20 protein-coding genes are annotated in these 18,104 nt (G+C 46.5%); 5 read left to right on the top strand and 15 right to left on the bottom strand.

Annotation, left to right across the window (positions count from 1 at the left end; genetic code table 11):
* Positions 1-171: 171 nt before the first annotated feature.
* Positions 172-1,239 (top strand): NAD(P)/FAD-dependent oxidoreductase, encoded by a 1,068-nt coding sequence (locus UJ203_RS14265; RefSeq protein WP_024122723.1) that lies wholly within the window; start codon positions 172-174, stop codon positions 1,237-1,239.
* Positions 1,240-1,259: 20 nt separating this feature from the next.
* On the opposite strand, the gene UJ203_RS14260 is transcribed toward UJ203_RS14265, so the two are convergent.
* Positions 1,260-1,586 (bottom strand): YuzD family protein, encoded by a 327-nt coding sequence (locus UJ203_RS14260; protein ID WP_322011743.1) that lies wholly within the window; start codon positions 1,584-1,586, stop codon positions 1,260-1,262.
* Between the two features lie 102 nt (positions 1,587-1,688).
* On the opposite strand from UJ203_RS14260, the gene UJ203_RS14255 reads away from it, so the two are divergent.
* Complete coding sequence (locus UJ203_RS14255) at positions 1,689-2,024, top strand: NifU family protein (RefSeq protein ID WP_174754433.1); 336 nt, start codon at positions 1,689-1,691, stop codon at positions 2,022-2,024.
* 39 nt (positions 2,025-2,063) lie between these two features.
* On the opposite strand, the gene UJ203_RS14250 is transcribed toward UJ203_RS14255, so the two are convergent.
* The 5 genes from UJ203_RS14250 to yutH all read right to left on the bottom strand — a co-directional run bounded on the left by UJ203_RS14250 (position 2,064) and on the right by yutH (position 8,652).
* Positions 2,064-4,040: a S9 family peptidase gene (locus UJ203_RS14250; protein ID WP_322011741.1), complete on the bottom strand. Its 1,977-nt coding sequence runs from the start codon at positions 4,038-4,040 to the stop codon at positions 2,064-2,066.
* A gap of 108 nt (positions 4,041-4,148) precedes the next feature.
* On the bottom strand, positions 4,149-5,078 hold the full coding sequence (gene thrB / locus UJ203_RS14245) for a homoserine kinase (RefSeq protein ID WP_101860004.1): 930 nt from the start codon (positions 5,076-5,078) through the stop codon (positions 4,149-4,151).
* Positions 5,075-6,133, bottom strand: a complete 1,059-nt coding sequence (thrC, locus tag UJ203_RS14240) for a threonine synthase (RefSeq protein WP_322011896.1) — start codon at positions 6,131-6,133, stop codon at positions 5,075-5,077. Before thrC ends, thrB begins: the two co-directional genes overlap by 4 nt.
* Positions 6,133-7,434, bottom strand: coding sequence for a homoserine dehydrogenase (locus UJ203_RS14235; protein ID WP_101864117.1), 1,302 nt, complete (start codon positions 7,432-7,434; stop codon positions 6,133-6,135). The genes thrC and UJ203_RS14235 overlap by 1 nt, the downstream gene beginning before the upstream one ends.
* Positions 7,435-7,638: 204 nt before the next feature.
* Positions 7,639-8,652: a spore coat putative kinase YutH gene (yutH, locus tag UJ203_RS14230; protein WP_059292705.1), complete on the bottom strand. Its 1,014-nt coding sequence runs from the start codon at positions 8,650-8,652 to the stop codon at positions 7,639-7,641.
* A 153-nt stretch (positions 8,653-8,805) separates the two neighbouring features.
* Between yutH and UJ203_RS14225 the strand changes: the two genes are divergently transcribed.
* Positions 8,806-9,306: a phosphatidylglycerophosphatase A gene (locus UJ203_RS14225; protein ID WP_024122730.1), complete on the top strand. Its 501-nt coding sequence runs from the start codon at positions 8,806-8,808 to the stop codon at positions 9,304-9,306.
* Between the two features lie 26 nt (positions 9,307-9,332).
* Here the strand turns inward: UJ203_RS14225 and nucF are convergent, their stop codons facing one another.
* The 3 genes from nucF to UJ203_RS14210 are packed head-to-tail and all read right to left on the bottom strand — an operon-like array spanning position 9,333 to position 10,866.
* Positions 9,333-10,103, bottom strand: coding sequence for a 5' nucleotidase NucF (nucF, locus tag UJ203_RS14220; protein WP_322011737.1), 771 nt, complete (start codon positions 10,101-10,103; stop codon positions 9,333-9,335).
* A 28-nt stretch (positions 10,104-10,131) separates the two neighbouring features.
* Positions 10,132-10,566, bottom strand: a complete 435-nt coding sequence (locus tag UJ203_RS14215) for a DUF86 domain-containing protein (RefSeq protein WP_322011736.1) — start codon at positions 10,564-10,566, stop codon at positions 10,132-10,134.
* A gap of 24 nt (positions 10,567-10,590) precedes the next feature.
* Positions 10,591-10,866 carry a YutD family protein gene (locus UJ203_RS14210; RefSeq protein WP_003228682.1) on the bottom strand — a complete coding sequence of 92 codons (276 nt, stop codon included), beginning with the start codon at positions 10,864-10,866 and terminating at the stop codon, positions 10,591-10,593.
* A 112-nt stretch (positions 10,867-10,978) separates the two neighbouring features.
* Between UJ203_RS14210 and UJ203_RS14205 the strand changes: the two genes are divergently transcribed.
* A complete protein-coding gene (locus tag UJ203_RS14205) occupies positions 10,979-11,608 on the top strand; it encodes a YhcN/YlaJ family sporulation lipoprotein (protein WP_322011735.1) in 630 nt (209 codons plus the stop codon).
* Positions 11,609-11,623: 15 nt separating this feature from the next.
* Here UJ203_RS14205 and lipA read toward each other — a convergent pair whose 3' ends face one another.
* On the bottom strand, positions 11,624-12,520 hold the full coding sequence (lipA, locus tag UJ203_RS14200) for a lipoyl synthase (protein WP_010331747.1): 897 nt from the start codon (positions 12,518-12,520) through the stop codon (positions 11,624-11,626).
* A gap of 237 nt (positions 12,521-12,757) precedes the next feature.
* On the opposite strand from lipA, the gene lytH reads away from it, so the two are divergent.
* On the top strand, positions 12,758-13,738 hold the full coding sequence (gene lytH / locus UJ203_RS14195; protein WP_044159001.1) for an L-Ala--D-Glu endopeptidase: 981 nt from the start codon (positions 12,758-12,760) through the stop codon (positions 13,736-13,738).
* A 27-nt stretch (positions 13,739-13,765) separates the two neighbouring features.
* On the opposite strand, the gene yunB is transcribed toward lytH, so the two are convergent.
* The 5 genes from yunB to UJ203_RS14170 all read right to left on the bottom strand — a co-directional run bounded on the left by yunB (position 13,766) and on the right by UJ203_RS14170 (position 18,070).
* A complete protein-coding gene (gene yunB / locus UJ203_RS14190) occupies positions 13,766-14,533 on the bottom strand; it encodes a sporulation protein YunB (RefSeq protein WP_059292623.1) in 768 nt (255 codons plus the stop codon).
* 71 nt (positions 14,534-14,604) lie between these two features.
* The gene (locus tag UJ203_RS14185) at positions 14,605-14,910 is read right to left on the bottom strand and encodes a YunC family protein (RefSeq protein WP_010331750.1); all 306 of its coding nucleotides are present in this window, start codon (positions 14,908-14,910) and stop codon (positions 14,605-14,607) included.
* Positions 14,911-14,974: 64 nt separating this feature from the next.
* A complete protein-coding gene (locus UJ203_RS14180) occupies positions 14,975-16,363 on the bottom strand; it encodes a bifunctional UDP-sugar hydrolase/5'-nucleotidase (protein WP_322011729.1) in 1,389 nt (462 codons plus the stop codon).
* 19 nt (positions 16,364-16,382) lie between these two features.
* Entirely contained in the window at positions 16,383-17,204 is an 822-nt protein-coding gene (locus UJ203_RS14175; RefSeq protein ID WP_024122737.1) for a sulfite exporter TauE/SafE family protein, read from the bottom strand.
* A 17-nt stretch (positions 17,205-17,221) separates the two neighbouring features.
* A complete protein-coding gene (locus UJ203_RS14170; RefSeq protein WP_322011892.1) occupies positions 17,222-18,070 on the bottom strand; it encodes a DUF72 domain-containing protein in 849 nt (282 codons plus the stop codon).
* Positions 18,071-18,104 lie beyond the last annotated feature (34 nt).

The following is an 18,104-nucleotide window of genomic DNA, read 5'->3' as shown; positions in this document are numbered from 1 at the left end:
TTCCTGCAATAACGTTTTACTAATTTGCGTTTTAAGGCTAATTTGTAGGTTATTTTGAAACTAATATTGTGATTTTAGATCAAATTCGATATAATTCTAGATGTTATTTTACAAAGTTCGTATTTTTCATCAATGTGTCTATCATACTCTTCGGGTTAAAGGGGAATTCAAATGAAAAAATTGGTCTTGATCGGCGGAGGTTACGGAAACATGCGTGTTCTTCATCGCTTATTGCCCAACCAGCTGCCTCATGATGTTTCAATCACGTTAATTGACAGAAATCCTTATCACTGCTTAAAAACAGAATATTATGCCCTTGCCGCAGGCACAATTTCTGACCACCATATCAGAGTGACGTTCCCAGAGCACCCTCGCCTGGATGTCGAGTACGGCGATATTTCATCAATTGATATTGCACAAAAACAAGTGCTGTTCCATGACCGCGAACCGATTTCTTACGATGACGCAGTGATCGGGCTCGGCTGCGAGGATAAATATCATAACGTGCCGGGAGCGCCCGAATTCACCTACAGCATTCAAACCATCGATCAGTCCCGCGAAACCTATCAAAAGCTAAACAACTTATGCGCCGAAGCGACTGTTGCCATTGTCGGAGCAGGTCTTAGCGGCGTTGAACTTGCAAGTGAATTAAGAGAAAGCCGTGACGATCTGAACATTATTTTGTTTGACCGCGGAGATCTCATTTTATCAAGCTTTCCCGAGCGTTTGAGCAAATATGTGCAAAAATGGTTCGAAGAGCACGGTGTCCGCATTATTAACAGGGCAAATATCACAAGAGTAGAAGAAGGCGTTGTGTATAACCACGATGACGCCATTTCCGCAGACGCCATCGTATGGACAGCCGGCATACAGCCGAATAAAGTCGTCAGAGACTTGGATGTGGAAAAGGACGCACAAGGCCGTGTCGTGTTAACCCCTCATCACAATGTCCCGGGTGATGAACATCTGTACGTTGTCGGAGATTGTGCCAGCCTTCCTCACGCACCGAGTGCCCAGCTGGCAGAAGCTCAAGCTGAACAGATTGTCCAAATATTGCAAAAACGCTGGAATGGTGAAGCCCTTCCTGAATCAATGCCTCAGTTTAAGCTGAAAGGCGTTTTAGGTTCACTCGGAAAAAAAGCCGGCTTCGGACTTGTTGCTGACCGGCCGCTGATCGGCCGTGTTCCGCGTTTGCTGAAATCCGGCTTGCTGTGGATGTACAAACACCATAACGGATAATAGCAGAACCGCTGATGAAGTCAGCGGTTTTCTGTATAACCGTATCTCTCCATTTCCTCATATACATCCTTCAATTTCGGATTGCCTTCTCCGACAATTTTATTTTCTACGAGGACGAGCGGATAAAAATATTCGTCATTTCTGATTTTTTCCGCAAGCTGTTTTACGTTTTCGACGTCAGGCGGCTCGTAAATGTCGATGTATTGGATTTCAAAAGGCTGATCCGGATATTTTCTTTTCAGCGCAGCCTCAAGCCATTCATATGTATCTTTAGCCGTCGGCATATTGACACAGCTTGCACAAACGGTTTCTGCCCCATATACGCTGAGCATGACTGTTTTGGTCATTGATAAGTGCCCCCCATTTCTCTGCATTACATTCTTTCTATTAAGTATACAGAGACAAAAGACGTTTTTATAGAAAAAAACCGTTTTTGTGTTCAAGTCTGAATGTGCTATAATAATGGGAGCAATTCTGCAAACCAAACAATAGATTTTTATTGTTACACTGAATATAATGGTTTTATGACGACGAAAGGAGCGAATGTCATGACTGAAGTTGAAATGAAAGAACAGGTGCAGGAAGTACTGGACAAACTTCGTCCGTTTTTACTTCGTGACGGCGGTGACTGTGAGCTTGTAGACGTTGATGAAGGTATTGTTAAGCTTCGTCTTCTAGGCGCATGCGGCAGCTGCCCAAGTTCAACAATTACGCTGAAAGCCGGAATTGAACGCGCTCTTCTTGAAGAAGTGCCGGGTGTAATTGAAGTAGAACAAGTCTTTTAATAAAGCAACCAGGCTGATATTTGATCAGCCTGGCTTTTTTTATGAGAGATATTGGTCAAACCATGAGCTTATATAGGTCAGGCGCTTGATCCGCTGTCCCGGGTGTCCGCTGCGTGACAAATTGTGCGACGCTTTCGGAAAACGGACCAGCACGGTTTCCTTGTCCATTTTTTTCAAGGCGATAAAAAGCTGTTCAGCCTGTTCAATCGGGCACCGGTCATCACGTTCGCCATGAAGAATTAAAAGGGGCGTCTCCACGTTTGCCGCATATTTTAAAGGGGAACGGTCCCACAGTTTTTCTGTATCGGTAAACATGTCATGCTCAAGCTGCCAGTCCGTGAAAAAATACCCGATATCACTAACGCCGTGAAAGCTGAGCCAGTTTGAAATCGAACGCTGAGTGACAGCTGCTTTAAAACGGTTTGTCTGCCCCACGATCCAGTTGGTCATAAAGCCTCCGTAGCTTCCGCCTGTGACCCCTATCCGCTCGGCATCAATCTGCGGGTCTCTTTTGATCGCCTCATCCACTGCCTGCATCACGTCCTGATAGTCTTTTCCGCCGTAATCCCCTCTGACTGCGTTCACAAATTCCTGTCCGTAGCCATGACTTCCTCTTGGATTTACATAAACCACTGCATATCCTTTCGCCGCCAGCACCTGAAATTCGTGAAAATATGTATGCCCGTACATCATATGCGGACCGCCGTGTATATTGAGAATAAGCGGATAGTTTTTGCCCTCTGCAGCCTGAGCAGGTTTCATCAGCCAGCCGTTCACCGTCATCCCGTCTTCTGTCACATATTGAATGTCTTCAGGTAACGAAATGAGGTGTTCGTCAACAAACTTGTCATTCGCATCAGTCAGCCGTTTTTCTTCCTGTCCAAGCGGAATGCTGTATAGCTCACTAGGTCTGCCAGGCTTTGTCACACTGGCAATAAAGCTTTGTTCATCAGGATGAATGGAAAAGCTGTTGATATATTCTTTTTCTAACCGAATCGGATATACGAGTCCTTCTATAGACACATAATAGATTCCCGTGCTGCCTTGTTCTGTGCCGATGACATAAAACCCTTGACTGTCTTTTGTCCAAACCGGGCGCTGTTCAGCTCCTCCTATCAGTGAGTCTCCAATCAACGCATCTGCTAAGTGAACGTCCAGCATATCAGTGAGACACGTAAGGCGGTCTTGCTCTATATCATAAAGCCACGCTTTTTCTAGCGTTGCATTCCGATATTCCTGTTCATGCCCAAGCAAAGCAAGGTACCTTCCGTCCGGTGAAAAAGAGCTGGGTCCGAATGAGCCGCGATGAGAGGTAATCAGCTTGAGATCTTCAGTCTCCAGCGACACCATACAGACATCGTGCGGCTTGCTGGCATCATCCGTTTCAGTCAAATTAGCCGAAAAAACGAGAGATTTGCCGTCAGGAGAAAAAGCCGGATCGAAGTGGTCAGCTTTTTCATTAGTCAGCTGTTTTACCTCACCAGACTTCACGCTGACAAGCACAAGCTGTGCATACGCGCCTCTCGTCAGCCCTTTTCCGTCCCGTTTATAGGCTAAACCATGCACTTCAACCGGTTCAAAGCTGTCGGGTTCCGTTTTCTCTTGATCATAAACACTTTCTTCATCTCCCAGGCTGACCGTGACAAGCACTGACTCTCCATCCGGAGACCATACCGGCTGAGACACACCATACGGAATATCAGTCAGTTTTTTTGCCTCACCGCCTTCAGCGCTCATTATATAAAGCTGAGACACATCGCCATCACGGTCAGAAACAAACGCAATCTGGCGTCCGTCAGGAGACCATCTAGGATCAGTGTTCCGCTTTTCTCCGTATGTCCAAGGAATGGACGCGCCGCTATCTGCATCATATACCCATATATTTGAAGTATATGAATCTTTCTCTTTGTTTGCTTGTGACTTCACATAAGCCGCACGCTTGCCGTCCGGGGCGTATTGAGGGTCTGTCACCGAGACAATGGCTGTCATATCTTCCGCGGTCATCAGCTTTTTCATATCAATCTCCTCCTTTTTACATGTATTTCGTTTTTCTAAATAAAAATCCCTTTATATCAGGAAGAAAAAAAGCGTCCTCCGCTGACGCTGAGGAACGCTTTGAATGAACTATACGCTTTTCACTTGATAGAAAGGATTTCGCTCTATTATACTTCCCTCTTTCGGAACGGTCAAAGCGTCGACTTCACAATGCGGGAAATGAAGTGCGAGTTGCTCTTTCAGCGCTTCTCCTTTTCCTTTTTCAGTCATGACAAGAATCGTCGGGCCCGCTCCGCTGAGGGCAGTTCCATAAGCGCCTTTCATCTCGGCAACATGCTCCACTTTAGACAATTCCGGGACAAGCATCGCCCGATACGGCTGATGGAACATATCCTTTTTCATGATTTTTCCGACAAGCGGCCAATCCTTTGACATGATCGCCGCGATGAGAATGTTGCTGACGGCGCTGGCTTTTACAGCGTCCGCATATGGAAACTCTGCCGGGAGCACGTCCCGCGCGTCTCTTGTCAGCACCTCGTAAAAAGGAATGACAACCACGACATCAATGTCGGCATCCGGCACGCGGATCATTTGCGTCTCGTCGTCTTCATGCAGTCCGATCACAAGCCCGCCGACGAGAGAAGCGCCTGCATTGTCCGGATGTCCTTCTTCAAGGCTGGCTAAATGCAGCTTGTCCGCTTCGGAGAGCTGTAAACCGCATAATTCGTCTGCCAGTTCTATAGCCGCCACTATGGCCGCAGCACTGCTGCCAAGGCCGCGTGCAAGCGGGATATCGCTCCACACTTTCACATGTGCAGGAGGCATTGCTTTTCCGTACATATCTGCCGTCCGTTTCGCCACTTGATAGATCATATTATCTGTACCCGCCGGAATTCCGGCGACTGTTTCTGTTTCAGCTTCAAAAGACCATTGATCGCTTTCAAAGACGGTCAGCTTCAAATATCTGCTGAGCGCCATTCCGACTGAATCAAAGCCGGGGCCTAGGTTAGCGGTGCTTCCTGGAACAGTGACAGAGAACAGCATGTCGGCATCGTTCATACACGGGCCGCTCCTTTTAAGTATTCGAGGATGCTGTCTTCATCAGTCGGCAGGGTGACCGGCTTCATTTCAGAAATGTCGACCGCTGTGTTCGGGTCTTTCAGCCCGTTCCCTGTTAACACAGCCACAACCTTGCTGCCTTTCGGAATTTCTCCTGATTTTACTTGTTTCAGCACACCTGCAATAGATGCGCAGGAGCCCGGTTCTGCAAACACGCCTTCTTCACGGGCAATCAGCTGATACGCATGAAGAATTTCATCGTCAGTGACTTCGTCAATTTTCCCATTGGACTCCTCAGCCGCTTTTACAGCTTTATCCCAGCTTGCCGGGTTTCCGATACGAATCGCTGTTGCCACTGTTTCCGGGTTTTCAATGACTTCGTTGCGGACGATCGCAGCTGCACCTTCCGCTTCAAAACCGCGCATTTTCGGAAGGCCAGTGCCGTTTTTCTCATGATATTCTTTGAAGCCCTTCCAGTACGCTGTGATGTTTCCCGCGTTTCCGACCGGGATCGCCAAAACGTCCGGTGCTTCGCCCAGCTGTTCGCATACTTCAAAGGCAGCTGTTTTTTGGCCTTCGATGCGGTAAGGGTTGACCGAGTTGACAAGTGCGATCGGTGATTTTTCACAAATTGAACGGACAATCTTAAGGGCATCATCAAAGTTGCCGTCGATCGCAATGATTTCAGCTCCGTACATGACTGCTTGAGCGAGCTTGCCAAACGCGATTTTCCCGTTCGGGATGATGACAAAACATTTCATATCGGCGCGGGCTGCATAAGCAGCCGCAGCCGCTGATGTATTTCCGGTTGACGCGCACATAATCGTGTCGTTGCCTTCCTCTTTCGCCTTTGCCACCGCCATGACCATCCCGCGGTCTTTAAAAGATCCAGTAGGGTTTACGCCTTCTGTTTTGACATGGAGCTCAATCCCGAGCTGTTCAGACAGCTTCGGCAAATGAATGAGCGGCGTATTGCCTTCATGTAACGTAAGCGCCGGTGTTTGATCCGTTACGGGTAAAAACTCTTTATATTGATGGATAAGTCCTTTCCACATTAGCTCCAACCGTTCCCTTCTACACGATATGTGCTTTTGACTTCTTGAACGACTTCCAAATCATTTAAGTTTTGCAGGATATCACTGAAATCAGCTTCTGATGTGTGGTGTGTGACGATGACGATTTCTGCTAACTCATCATGCCCCTTAATCGGCAGCTGAAGAATTTTTTCAAAGCTGACGCCCCGTTCTGAGAACACAGACGTGATTTTCGAGAATGAGCCTACCTCATCCTTCACGTGAATTCTCAAAAATTGCTGTGCATAAATATCGGACGGCGACTTCATGTTTTTCTCATATTGCGGCGCAACAAAGCTGTTGCCGGTTACGCCGAGACGCATGTTTTTCATGACAGCAACCAGGTCAGACACAACTGATGTGGCTGTCGGCATGCTTCCCGCTCCCGGGCCATAGAACATCGTCTCTCCGACAGCTTCGCCATACACGTAGACGGCGTTATATTCATTATGCACGGCAGAAAGCGGATGGTGATCTGGAAGCAGCGTCGGCTGAACGCTGACTTCAATTTTGCTGCCGTCACGCTGGGCAATTCCGATCAGCTTCATTGTGTAGCCGAGACGTTTGCTGAAGCTGATATCCTCGTCTGTAATCTGGGAGATCCCCTTCACTTTGACATCTTCCAGATCGACGTTCATTGAGAAGCCGAGACGCGCCAATATTGCCATTTTCCGTGCGGCGTCGAGCCCTTCCACATCTGAAGTCGGGTCAGCTTCGGCAAACCCCAGATCCTGCGCTTCCTTAAGCACTTCCTCGTAAGGGCTTTTCTCTTTAATCATTTTGGTTAAGATAAAGTTCGTTGTTCCGTTCACGATTCCCATCATTTTAGTAATCCTGTCTGATGAGAGGCCTTCTTCTAATGTGCGAAGAATTGGAATCCCGCCGGCAACGCTGGCTTCGAAGTAAATATCACAGCCATTTTCCTTTGCTTCAGCTAGCAGTTCAGAACCGTATACGGCCATTAAATCTTTGTTTGCCGTGACAACGTGTTTTTTCGTTCTCAAAGCGTCAAGCAAATATTGTTTTGTCTGCTCAACACCGCCGATTACCTCGATGATGACATCAACATCTGGATCGTCGATCACATCATATACTTCTGTCGTGAGCACTTCCTTCGGCAAATCTACTTCTCTTTTTTTCTCTACATCTTTCACAAGCACTTTTTTTATCGTAATTGGACAGCCAACCTGATGCATCAGCTTATCCTGATGGTCTTGAATAATTTTAACGACACCGCTTCCGACGGTACCTAAGCCTAAAAGCCCTACACGAATTGCTTTCAAAAAAACTCCACCCTTCTTCGGATTGTCCTCTCAAGAGAGACAATTGTTAACTCAACACAGACATATAAGTTACAAATATTATATAAGCCCATTTCTGTTTTGACAAGACAACAATCTGCTGAATTTTGTGAATGTAAACGCTTAACCAATTGATATGACAAGATTCTTTATTTTCTAATTATTTTTGTCAGATTTTCTCCTTCCTTACAAGCCGCCCTTTCCGAGCCAGCTGACAGGGGGAACAAAAATGTTCTGCGCCCTCATGTTCATAAACTCCTGGGCGGCATTCAGAAATTGTTCATAGCCCGAATCGCTGAGAATGTAGTCGAGCTGCTCTTCATAATAGTGCTTTTCCGATTCTGAAGAAATATAGTAGCCTTCCACGATTTCATAATAATGAAGCGGAAAAAGGAGACGGCTGTACAAAAGACGTTTCGAAAATGAAGACAGCGGTGTGATTTGCTCGTATTCCTGCAAAAAGCGAAAGCCCTGCCGGTTAAAATCATCACGATGGTGCAAAAATGTGTGTCTCATATATTCGGCTAAATCGCGTGCAGCGTGGTCAAAGACCCAGTCAGCCGGAATCCTGATAAGGGATTCAGAAGACCACGTATTTCTTTCCATCCTCTGATGGCATATTGTTCCTGAATCAGCTGCTTGCGGTTTGTCATCGAGCTCAGTATCGACTAAATATTGAATTGCATTTTCTGACAGTCCTAAATAATATGGAAACGATTCAATCATTTTTTTATCAAAGGGCTCGTGCGGAGGGGTATGAACCTTTCGCTGCCAAAACGCTTCAAGCTGATCAATGCGTTTTCCCCACAGGTCTTTCCACTGCCCGATTCTTCCGGCCTCCTTCACTTCGTACGGGTATCCTCTGCCCTTTCGATGAAACTCCGCCAGTTCTGTCCCTATGGAAAATGCCCGGTTTGAAAAAGGAGGAGCCGCCTTCAGCAGGGCGTACGTTTTTCCTTCATGTTCAAAGGTCAGCTCGCCTTCTTTTGTAAAGATAAAAACGGAAACGTATGGGTCACTTTGTTCTTGTAAATACTGACTCATGTAATAAAGCTCCGCCAGCTCCTCATCTGAGAAATGGGAAACGGGAACAATCAAAAAGAAGGAATTCGGTGTTTGAAAGCATTGATACGTATGCTGATACATGGAAAGCTGCCTGATATGAATGCCGTATTTTTCTTTTATTGTGCCTTTCACAATGATCACCTGCCTGTTGAATTAGGGCTCATCACATCGTAGTCATACACAGGCGGAATTATGAATACATATTTTAATCCGACGAAGGAGCAAGAAAAAGTCGTAAACATCTCGTACGTTTTGTATAAACTAGTAAAAAAAGATTGGGTGAAGTTGATGTCAGATAAAGAACAAATCAGTCAGATGGAAGCCAAAGCAAGAGAACGGATGAAGGAGCGCGGTGTTGAGGTATCCGATATTGCCGAGCTTGTCTTTTTTCTGCAGAAAAAATATCATCCGGATTTAACCATGGATGAATGCACGTTGAATGTGAATCGGGTTCTCGCAAAGCGTGAGGTGCAAAACGCAATTTTAACGGGCATTGAATTGGACGTTCTTGCTGAGCAGAAAAAACTGTCTGAACCGCTGCAAACGATGCTGGAGATAGATGAAAGCCTATATGGAGTAGATGAAGTTCTGGCATTTTCCATCGTGAATATTTACGGGTCCATCGGGTTTACAAACTATGGCTACATCGACAAAGAAAAACCCGGTATCCTCGGCCGTTTAAATGATAAATCAACCGGCGAATGCCATACATTTCTTGATGACATTGTCGGCGCTATTTCCGCTGCGGCCTCCAGCAGGCTTGCACACCGCGCGCGGCATACAGAATAAAGGGCACCCCTTTGGGGCGCCCTTTTTTATATATGCTGAATCCACTCAGTCAGAGAATCAATAGCGTGAGTCGGTTTTTCCATATCGTCTGTCATATGCTCTCTTTTCGTTACGCCTGTGTGGACAAGCAGCGTATCCATCCCTGCATTAATGCCTGCCATAATGTCAGTCGCGTAGTTGTCGCCAACCATAAGTGTTTCGGATACGTCAGTGCCGAGAACACGCATCGCCTGCTCCATGATGATGGATTCCGGCTTGCCGATAAATACCGGCTGCACGCCTGTGGATACGGTTAACACGGAGGTCAGTGAACCGTTGCCCGGCAGGAGGCCTCTTTCAGTCGGTATGGCAATGTCACCGTTTGTGGAAATAAAGCGGGCGCCATTTCTGATTGCGAGGCAGCCGACGGCAAGTTTTTCGTATGTAATCCCGCGGTCAATTCCGACAACAACAAAGTCCGCATCTTCCTCTGCAAAGGTCAGGCCGTTTTCTTCAATCGCCTGGCGAATTCCTTCTTCCCCGATCACATACACAGACGCGTCTTTTTTCTGCTGGGCGATATGCTGGGCAGTCGCCATGCTTGTCGTAAAAACCTGCTCCTCTGTTGCCGGAATGTCAAAAGAGACCAGCTTGTCCGCCACCTGCTTCGGTGTGCGGGAAGAGTTGTTTGTCACAAAAAGATAAGGAATGCCGCGGTCTTTCAGCGCTCTGACAAATTCACAAGCTTCCTCGATTTTTTCTGTGCCGTTGTACATCGTTCCGTCTAAATCAATTAGATATCCTTTATATGTTTTCATTTTTAACACTCCTGTGGCTTTCCTGTCGTTATTTAAACGCGGAAACAGGGCCCAGCTCTGTTTCCAAGTAGCTTCTGATTCGTTTCGGAAAGACTTGAAGGACCGCTAGATGCGCGGTGATCAGATTGTAAAGCTCTGTACTGTCAGCGAGCTGGTATTGCTGAACCAATGTTTTTCGGTACGCAATCAATTGCTTCAGCTCCGCTCCCTCTTCTTCCGTTACGACTTTTTCATCAACCAGTATGTCCATGATATCATCATAGCTGCCCGGGTCCCGCATAATAAAACCGTCAATCATGTCATTTCCTGTATCGAGAATGCATTCGATTAACAGGTGACCGATGCGTTCAAGCGCGAGCCCTTCGATTTCGGATTTCCAGTCTGTTTGCGAATGAAACAGCGCCAGCTGACGCTCGAAGAACCCGAGTGTATGCTCTATCTTGTTTCTGTCAACAAAATACATGACAGCATCCCCTTTGTGTAATGGTTATTTTCTGATCCGTTTTAAGACAAAATACGCACAGCCGAAATTACAATATTCGTAAATGTATTCGTCCAATGTGCTGATTTTGGTTTCAAAGGTCGCCTTTTGATTCTGGTCGTCAAAGAAGCCCTTGAGCCTGAGCTGGCCGTATCCCCAGTCTCCCACAATGTAATCGTATTTATTTAAAATATCGGAATAACGGGCTTTAAAAGCCTCTTCGTTGAAGCCGTCTTTGAAATTGTGCACCAGCTCAAATTCGGCATTTTGAATAAGAATCATGATCTCACCTCTTTTTCACTCATTCCTATCATAATTCATTGCCCCGTCCCCATCAATTGCTAAAGAATAATTCGTGTGATTTGGCTACCCTACACATGAGGAGGGATTACAAATGAAACGAACTGCTGTCAGCCTCTGCCTGATGACCGGGCTTTTATCCGGATGCGGAGGCGCAGGATTCAATAACGCTGAGCAGAATGCCCAGCATCAAAATGACACCAGACCTATTCATGTATCTGACCGCAATGAGGCTTTTAACAGGCATGATGAGAATGAACAGTTTGGTTATGTCCGCTATCAAAAAGAACAATTGGACGGCGAACAGCAGGAGACACCGGCGCCAGACCGTGAAGAAACCGCTCACATCATATCAAGCTTAACGGTTCAGCTCCCTCATATTCAAGATGCCGCAGCGCTTGTCACTGACCAAGAAGCGCTTGTCGTGTACAAAACCGATTCGAAAAACCGTGAGCTGACAGCTGATCAAGTGAAAAAAACGGCGGTTTCGGTGATTCCGCGTTACTATCATGTGTACATTTCCGACAATCCGAATCACATGCAGGCCATCAAAAATTACAGCAATCTCGGTTCCAGTTCAAGAGATGTCAGAGATATCATGTCGGGGACGATACAAGAAATGAAAACCTCCCCGCAAGGAAGCCCTGTCTCGGAAAACGAAAATGCCAATGGAGAAACACGCCAGGACAAGGAAACCAATAGGAATGACAAAAACGCCAGATGATCTGGCGTTTTGGCATTATGCTTGCGCTTGGCGTTTTTTAGATGCTTCGTTAACCTGTTCATCCGCATGGTAGGAGGAACGGACAAGCGGACCGGCTTCACAGTGGCTGAAGCCTTTTTGCATCGCGATTTCCTTCAATTCTGCAAATTCATCAGGGTGATAATATTTTTGGACTTTTAAGTGCTTCTTCGACGGCTGCAAGTATTGGCCGATTGCCATAATATCAACATTGTTTGCCAAGAGGTCGTCCATCACTTCGATAATTTCTTCTTTCGTTTCACCGAGTCCGATCATGATGCTTGATTTTGTCGGGATGTCAGGCTGCATTTCTTTCGCGCGGCGCAAAAATTCCAATGAACGGTCGTATGTCGCACGCGCACGGACTCTTGGCGTCAGGCGGCGAACCGTTTCGATATTGTGATTCAGGATGTCAGGGCGCGTATCCATTAACGTTTTTAAGTTATCATAGTTTCCGCCCATATCTGACGGAAGCACCTCAATCGTTGTGAACGGGCTTTTTCTGCGGATTGCACGGACAGTTTCCGCGAAAATACCCGCACCGCCGTCTTTTTGGTCATCACGCGCAACAGCTGTGATAACCGCGTGTTTCAGATTCATCAGAGCGACGGAATCTGCTACGCGTTCCGGCTCTTGCAGGTCAAGTTCAGTCGGAAGGCCCGTTTTGACGGCGCAGAAACGGCACGCTCTCGTACAAACAGATCCTAAGATCATAAATGTCGCTGTACGTCTCACTGCCCAGCATTCATGAATATTCGGACATTTCGCTTCTTCACATACGGTGTGCAGATTATTTTCCCGCATGAGTTTTTTGAGTCCTGTATAATTTTCATTTGTATTTAATTTGATTTTGAGCCATTCGGGCTTTCTGAGGTGTTCGTCTTTCTTTGCCAATTCCCATCATCTCCAATATCCAATATACTCAATTTCTGACACGAAACATTCTGAAAACGAGATAGGTGCAGTTTTTTCATTTCTGCAACAAAAATAATGTTTTTCTAACTAAAGAAAGTCTTTTCTTTAGACACTTTAACATAGGAAAAATTTCTCGACAAGGGAAGATGATTACTGACATTTTCTCGCCGGGTTGCCGCAAACTATGTGTATTCAATATTGAAAGGAGATTATTTAGTGAAAGTTGTGTTATCTGCCCTTCTTCTCCTTTTGTTTGCATTTGAACCTTATGCGTCTGGAAAAGAGCTTTCAGATCCGGTGCTTTCCAAACGGATGGAATTATATCATAAAGTCGAGGCTGTGACGCAGATTCCTTGGTATGCGCTCGCCGCTGTTGATCAATACGAGGAGAATGTGCGGAGCAACAGAAAGGATCTGCCTGACAAAACGGGAATCATCAGCATCTATGTACCGGATGAGATCTGGAGCGGACCAGAAAACCCGAATCCGAAAGACGATGCGCCGTTAAGCATAAAAGTGTTTGACGGAATCGGAATGGACGGTGACGGCGACGGGAAAGCCGAGGTCAGCAATGATGAAGACATTCTGTATACATTCGCACAATATCTGCTGTCGTACGGCACAGATGAGGAAAATATCCGCATCGGGCTCTGGAATTATTACCGCCGTGATCAAACGGTGGGAATCATATCAGAGTTCATGAAGCTGTTTAAGGCTTACGGTCATATTGATTTGGGCGAGCATGCGTTTCCGCTTCCGATCAGAACGGATTACAGCTACCGCAGCACGTGGGGAGACGCCCGCGGCTTTGGGGGAAGGCGGATTCATGAAGGAACAGATCTCTTTGCCCACTATGGCCTTCCTGTTAAATCCACCTGTTACGGCGTCATTGAAATGAAAGGCTGGAACCGCTTTGGAGGATGGAGAATCGGCATCAGGGATATTAACAATACGTATCATTATTTCGCCCATCTCAATGGGTTTGCAAAAGGCATTAAAACAGGGCAGATCGTTGAGCCCGGCCAAGTGATCGGGTCAGTGGGCAGCTCAGGATACGGCCCGCCTGGCACGGCCGGAAAATTCCCGCCGCACCTGCACTATGGCATGTATAAGGATAATGGAAAAACTGAATGGTCGTTTGATCCTTATCCACATTTGAGAGCGTGGGAGCGCTATGAGTACAAGAAAAAGAAATGACGAAAGCCGCCTCATGAAAAGGCGGCTTTATTTGCTGTTTTTTTCATTTTTTGAATCATGGCTGTCTTCTTCTTTGCTGCTTGGAAGCTGGACAGAAGGCGTAACACCTGAACCGCCGCTTCCGTTATAAAATTGCGGCACTTCGCCCTGCACTGCTTTAATTGATACAGGAACATTATTGGTGACCACGGCCGTTTTGCTTGCGAACGGGATGATGACCTTCACTTTAATTTCTACGAAGATGCTGATATCAATAAGTGCATTATTAATGCCGTATGGCTTTATTTTTGTTTTGACGTCTGTAAAGGCGTCACCAATTAAATTGAACCGGACCGGGATTTTCGGGCCGAGGTTTCCAAGAAGGCTGTTTCCTGTCACCTGTCCCAATGGGATGTTGATCATAATATTTTCACTGGCGCCGCTGTGTCCGGTGTGGGTTTCCATCTCTTTCAGATGAGACTGAAGCTGCTTTGTCACCTTTGTTTTCACACTGTTTATAATCTGTGTATTAAAATCGATTGTCGTTAAATTTCCGTTTTCATCAGAATTCATTTGAAACATATCTTTCATATTTTCGCTGTCAGACATATAATCCTCAATCGAATCCTGAATCACCTCTGTTGCCACACGCTTCGTTTCCATTTCACCGATGCTCATTAATACCGGTTTAATAGAGCCGTTGATAATCCAAAGGCTGACTGTTGTAGATATGATAAAAAATACGAGTGACAGCAGCAGCACGTACCGGAAAGGCAAAGGTCCTCTCTTGCGAAGAGGGCCGCGATATCTTGGCAAGAAAATCCCCCCTTACATAACACAATGTATGCTTGTAAGGGGGGACATAGTAATAGCCGGGCCAATTTATTTTATTTCACCATTTTTAAGAGCGCTTCTCTGCCGCTCATGCCGGCATGAATGCCAAGATCTTCTGCGGCATATGTGACGGATTCTAAAGGGGCGTCTAACAGCTGGTCAATTGTTCGCACACCAACCGCCCGTCCCGCCACAATTCCACGCTCCTTTAATTTTTCATTCAGCAGCGCCACATCAAGCGCGCCGCACATAATGTATCCGTGATCATTGGAGACTGCCATGAAATTTGTTTTTGGAAGCTTTACTGTCACAGCTGTAAAAGGCTGTCCTTCGATCATAATCGGTGTCAGATTTACCACGTCAACCACTCCCTTCCTTCATCACTTTATGATGAGGGGCACGGCTTGTTGTGGGCTGACCTCCTTATTGTGCAAGCTTCCAGGCAAGCAGATCCCGCAAAAATTCCGGCATAAAATATTCTTTTACCTCGGCGTCGCGGATGATCGGAAACAGCCTGCCGAGCGTAAACATGTCAAGCACGGCCACAGCGTATTGTTTATTTTTATCTATGTCATCTCCGTTCAGCGTAATCCGGGTGACGTGCGTCATCCCATCGTCCAGCCGTTTTGTTTCGACATCGACACCCGCGTACACCATTTTCCCCATCACTTCTCCCCGGAAGCCCAATCCTTTAATTTGAAGCTGCTCCATCTGTTCCGAAGCGGCATGAACAATCGTTTCCTTCAGTTCCTCTCCCGTCAGGCGGACAGTAACCGGGTTGATGGGGTGAGGGCAGATGCGGTGCAGGTCAAGTTTGGTCACCGGGCCGGCTTTAAGCGGTCCGAGGATGACGCCGGAATTCACCATGCTGATGTCGGCTCCGCACCATTCCTTTAACGCATATGCCAAAAGTAAAGGCAGATCGGATTCTTCAAACCACTTCACTTCAGCATCTTGCGCAAGCTCCGCAACGGCAACGGACAGCTTTTCCTCGGCTTCACGTTCTTTTCCCTCAAGAAATGCTTTGGTTTCCGCAGATTCCCCTGTCCATTCAGCCATGTTTTGAACAGATGCTGTTTTGCTGATGATTTTTCGCTTTTCAGTATCCATCGTGATGTCTACACAGCCGACGTAGTTTCCGTATTTCTCAGCGCTGGCAAGCAATACGCCGTTGACCATCTGTCCATTTTCAAGCAGATGGTGAGTATGAGACTCGAGGATAACGTCAATCTCCGGAACTGCTTCAGCAACCGCTTGATCGTCAAGAATTCCCAAATGCGACAGGAGAACGATGATATCAGCCTGTCCTTTCACTTCCTGTATGGTTTCTTTTATACTTTCGAGCGCATCAGTAACAGTCCATTCCAGCTTGTCATAGACGGGATAATACGGCACCGTTACACCTAACAACGCAATGGTCATGCCGTTTCTCAATGTTTTGATATGGTAAGGAACCGCCCAGGACGGGCGGTTTCCGTTTTTGTCATACAGATTAGAGACGATAACGGGAAACTCGGCATGATCATATAAAGAAGCAAGCTCTTCATGAGGAAGCGTAATCCCCTCGTTATTGCCGATAGCCGCTCCATCAATTTGAAGACGGTTTAAGAGGTCTACATTCGCTTTTCCGAATGTTGCCTCAGTCACAAAATGAAAACGATCAATATGATCACCAATATCAAAAACGAGCGTCTCTTCGCTGTGCAGCTGATGTTCTTTTCTTTTATGCTCAATATAATCTGTTATTTTTGGCCAATTTTCAAAATGGCTGTGCAAATCATTTGTGTGATATAAGCGGAGCTTCTCTTTCATACCATTCTCTCCTAATCGTTCAGCTGAATATGCCTTCATAAATGAGCTGGCAGCCGATCAAAATTAATACGATCCGCATAATCATAACGATCGTTTTCGTCTGCATTTTTCGGTTGATGGCGGCGCCAAGCCTTCCGCCGAACCAAGCGCCGGGCACAAGTGCGAGGGCATACAGCCAATTCACATGCCCGGACATGATATGTGAAACAGATCCTGTCATAGAGGACAGGAAAATAATGAACATGGACGTTGCCACCGCAACCTTTGGCGGGAACAGAAATAACAGCATCATGGCCGGAACCATCAGCGAGCCGCCGCCTATTCCAAAGAGCCCGCCTAAAAAGCCGACAACAAAGGCGATGGCAATCCCGACAGATGCCTGATACGAGTAAGTATAGGGCTCTCCGGCATCATCCTGAAAAGTCCGTATTATTCCTCTGTGCTCTTTGTTTACCGGCCGTGCCTTCGCTTTCAGCATTAAGGATAATGAAATAAGAATCATAAATATGCCAAACCAAATGGAAAACGAGTTTGAATTAAAAAGCTTTGACACGTAAGCCCCAATAATGCTGCCGGGACCTGAACCGATAAAGAAAATGAGCCCGCTTTTATAATCAACCGTTTTATATTTAATATAAGCCAAAGTTGAGGAAAGACCTGTAAAAATAATGACCAGAAGCGAAGTCCCAATGGCAACCTGCGGCGTCACATCCTGAAAATACGGCGTCACCGCGCTTAAAAACATCATGGCCGGAACGATGACAATCCCGCCGCCGAGTCCAATCAAACTTCCTACCGTACCCGCAATAAATCCCAGTACGATCAAAATCACAAACGACATCAATCAAAACCTCTTTTCTAAAATAAATCGAGCTGTCTCGGAGAAAGTCCGGAGTACTCGACATCAAGCAGTTCAAGCATCTGCTTGCCGTTATCCGCGGCGTCTCCGCCGGAATTGTTGTTGAACAGGACAAATACATCTTTACACTGCTGCTGCAATTCGTTCAGGTGCTTTTTCCAGTCTTCCAGCTCCTGTTTGTTATAGCGGTATAAATATCTGACCTCACGCCAGTTTTTCCCGCCATCGGGCTTCATCCAGCCCTGCTTATTGCGTCCGTGAAACCTGACGAGCGTTTTGTTTTCATCGGTCGCCCGCAAAACAGTCGGGACGCTTCCCTCGCCGATTTGCGGTTCGTCACATACGCTGTGAATCCAGCCTTCCGCTTTCATAAAGGAAAGCGTCTGCTCATAAAATGGCGGCGAAAACCAGGAGCGGTTTCTGAACTCAAGCGCGCAAGGAATATCACCCATCTGATTTTTACACCATCTTAAATAAGCGACATTTTCTTTCTTGCAGTCAAACCACGGCGGAAATTGAAACAGCACCATGGCAAGCTTATTGCTATGTAAATATGGCGTTAAGGACAGCTTAAAAGCATCAAACATCTCCTCTTTGGAGTCAAACGGAATGTCGCCGCGTTGATGCCCCGTCATGCCCTGATACGCTTTAATGATAAATTGGAAGGTTTCCGGTGTTTCCTTCACCCACTTTTCATTGTTGCGCGCCGGCTGAATCGCGTAAAAGCTCGCGTCTAATTCCACGATCGGAAAATGGGAGGAATAGGCCTGCAATTTTTTCTGGCTGGCCGTTTTCGGCGGATAAATGCTGTCATGATCCCCCCATCCCGTCAGTCCGATATAAATCACAATCATTCACCTCTCTTCCAGTTTATCACACGCG

It is taken from the genome of Bacillus sp. V26 (genome assembly GCF_034296245.1).
Lineage (GTDB): Bacteria > Bacillota > Bacilli > Bacillales > Bacillaceae > Bacillus > Bacillus halotolerans.
The sequence above is the reverse complement of the archived record's forward strand: the minus strand, read 5'-3'. Positions and strand labels throughout refer to the sequence as shown.

Bases quoted from the DNA above. Each gene is read 5' to 3' on its own strand.
- UJ203_RS14225 (WP_024122730.1), top strand. From the start codon at position 8,806: ATGTCAGATAAAGAACAAATCAGTCAGATGGAAGCCAAAGCAAGAGAA.
- UJ203_RS14255 (WP_174754433.1), top strand. From the start codon at position 1,689: ATGTGCTATAATAATGGGAGCAATTCTGCAAACCAAACAATAGATTTT.
- thrB (WP_101860004.1), bottom strand. From the start codon at position 5,078: ATGAACGATGCCGACATGCTGTTCTCTGTCACTGTTCCAGGAAGCACC.
- UJ203_RS14250 (WP_322011741.1), bottom strand. From the start codon at position 4,040: ATGAAAAAGCTGATGACCGCGGAAGATATGACAGCCATTGTCTCGGTG.
- UJ203_RS14205 (WP_322011735.1), top strand. From the start codon at position 10,979: ATGAAACGAACTGCTGTCAGCCTCTGCCTGATGACCGGGCTTTTATCC.
- UJ203_RS14210 (WP_003228682.1), bottom strand. From the start codon at position 10,866: ATGATTCTTATTCAAAATGCCGAATTTGAGCTGGTGCACAATTTCAAA.
- UJ203_RS14215 (WP_322011736.1), bottom strand. From the start codon at position 10,566: ATGTATTTTGTTGACAGAAACAAGATAGAGCATACACTCGGGTTCTTC.
- UJ203_RS14175 (WP_024122737.1), bottom strand. From the start codon at position 17,204: ATGTCGTTTGTGATTTTGATCGTACTGGGATTTATTGCGGGTACGGTA.
- UJ203_RS14260 (WP_322011743.1), bottom strand. From the start codon at position 1,586: ATGACCAAAACAGTCATGCTCAGCGTATATGGGGCAGAAACCGTTTGT.
- UJ203_RS14265 (WP_024122723.1), top strand. From the start codon at position 172: ATGAAAAAATTGGTCTTGATCGGCGGAGGTTACGGAAACATGCGTGTT.
- nucF (WP_322011737.1), bottom strand. From the start codon at position 10,103: ATGAAAACATATAAAGGATATCTAATTGATTTAGACGGAACGATGTAC.
- thrC (WP_322011896.1), bottom strand. From the start codon at position 6,133: ATGTGGAAAGGACTTATCCATCAATATAAAGAGTTTTTACCCGTAACG.
- UJ203_RS14180 (WP_322011729.1), bottom strand. From the start codon at position 16,363: ATGAAAGAGAAGCTCCGCTTATATCACACAAATGATTTGCACAGCCAT.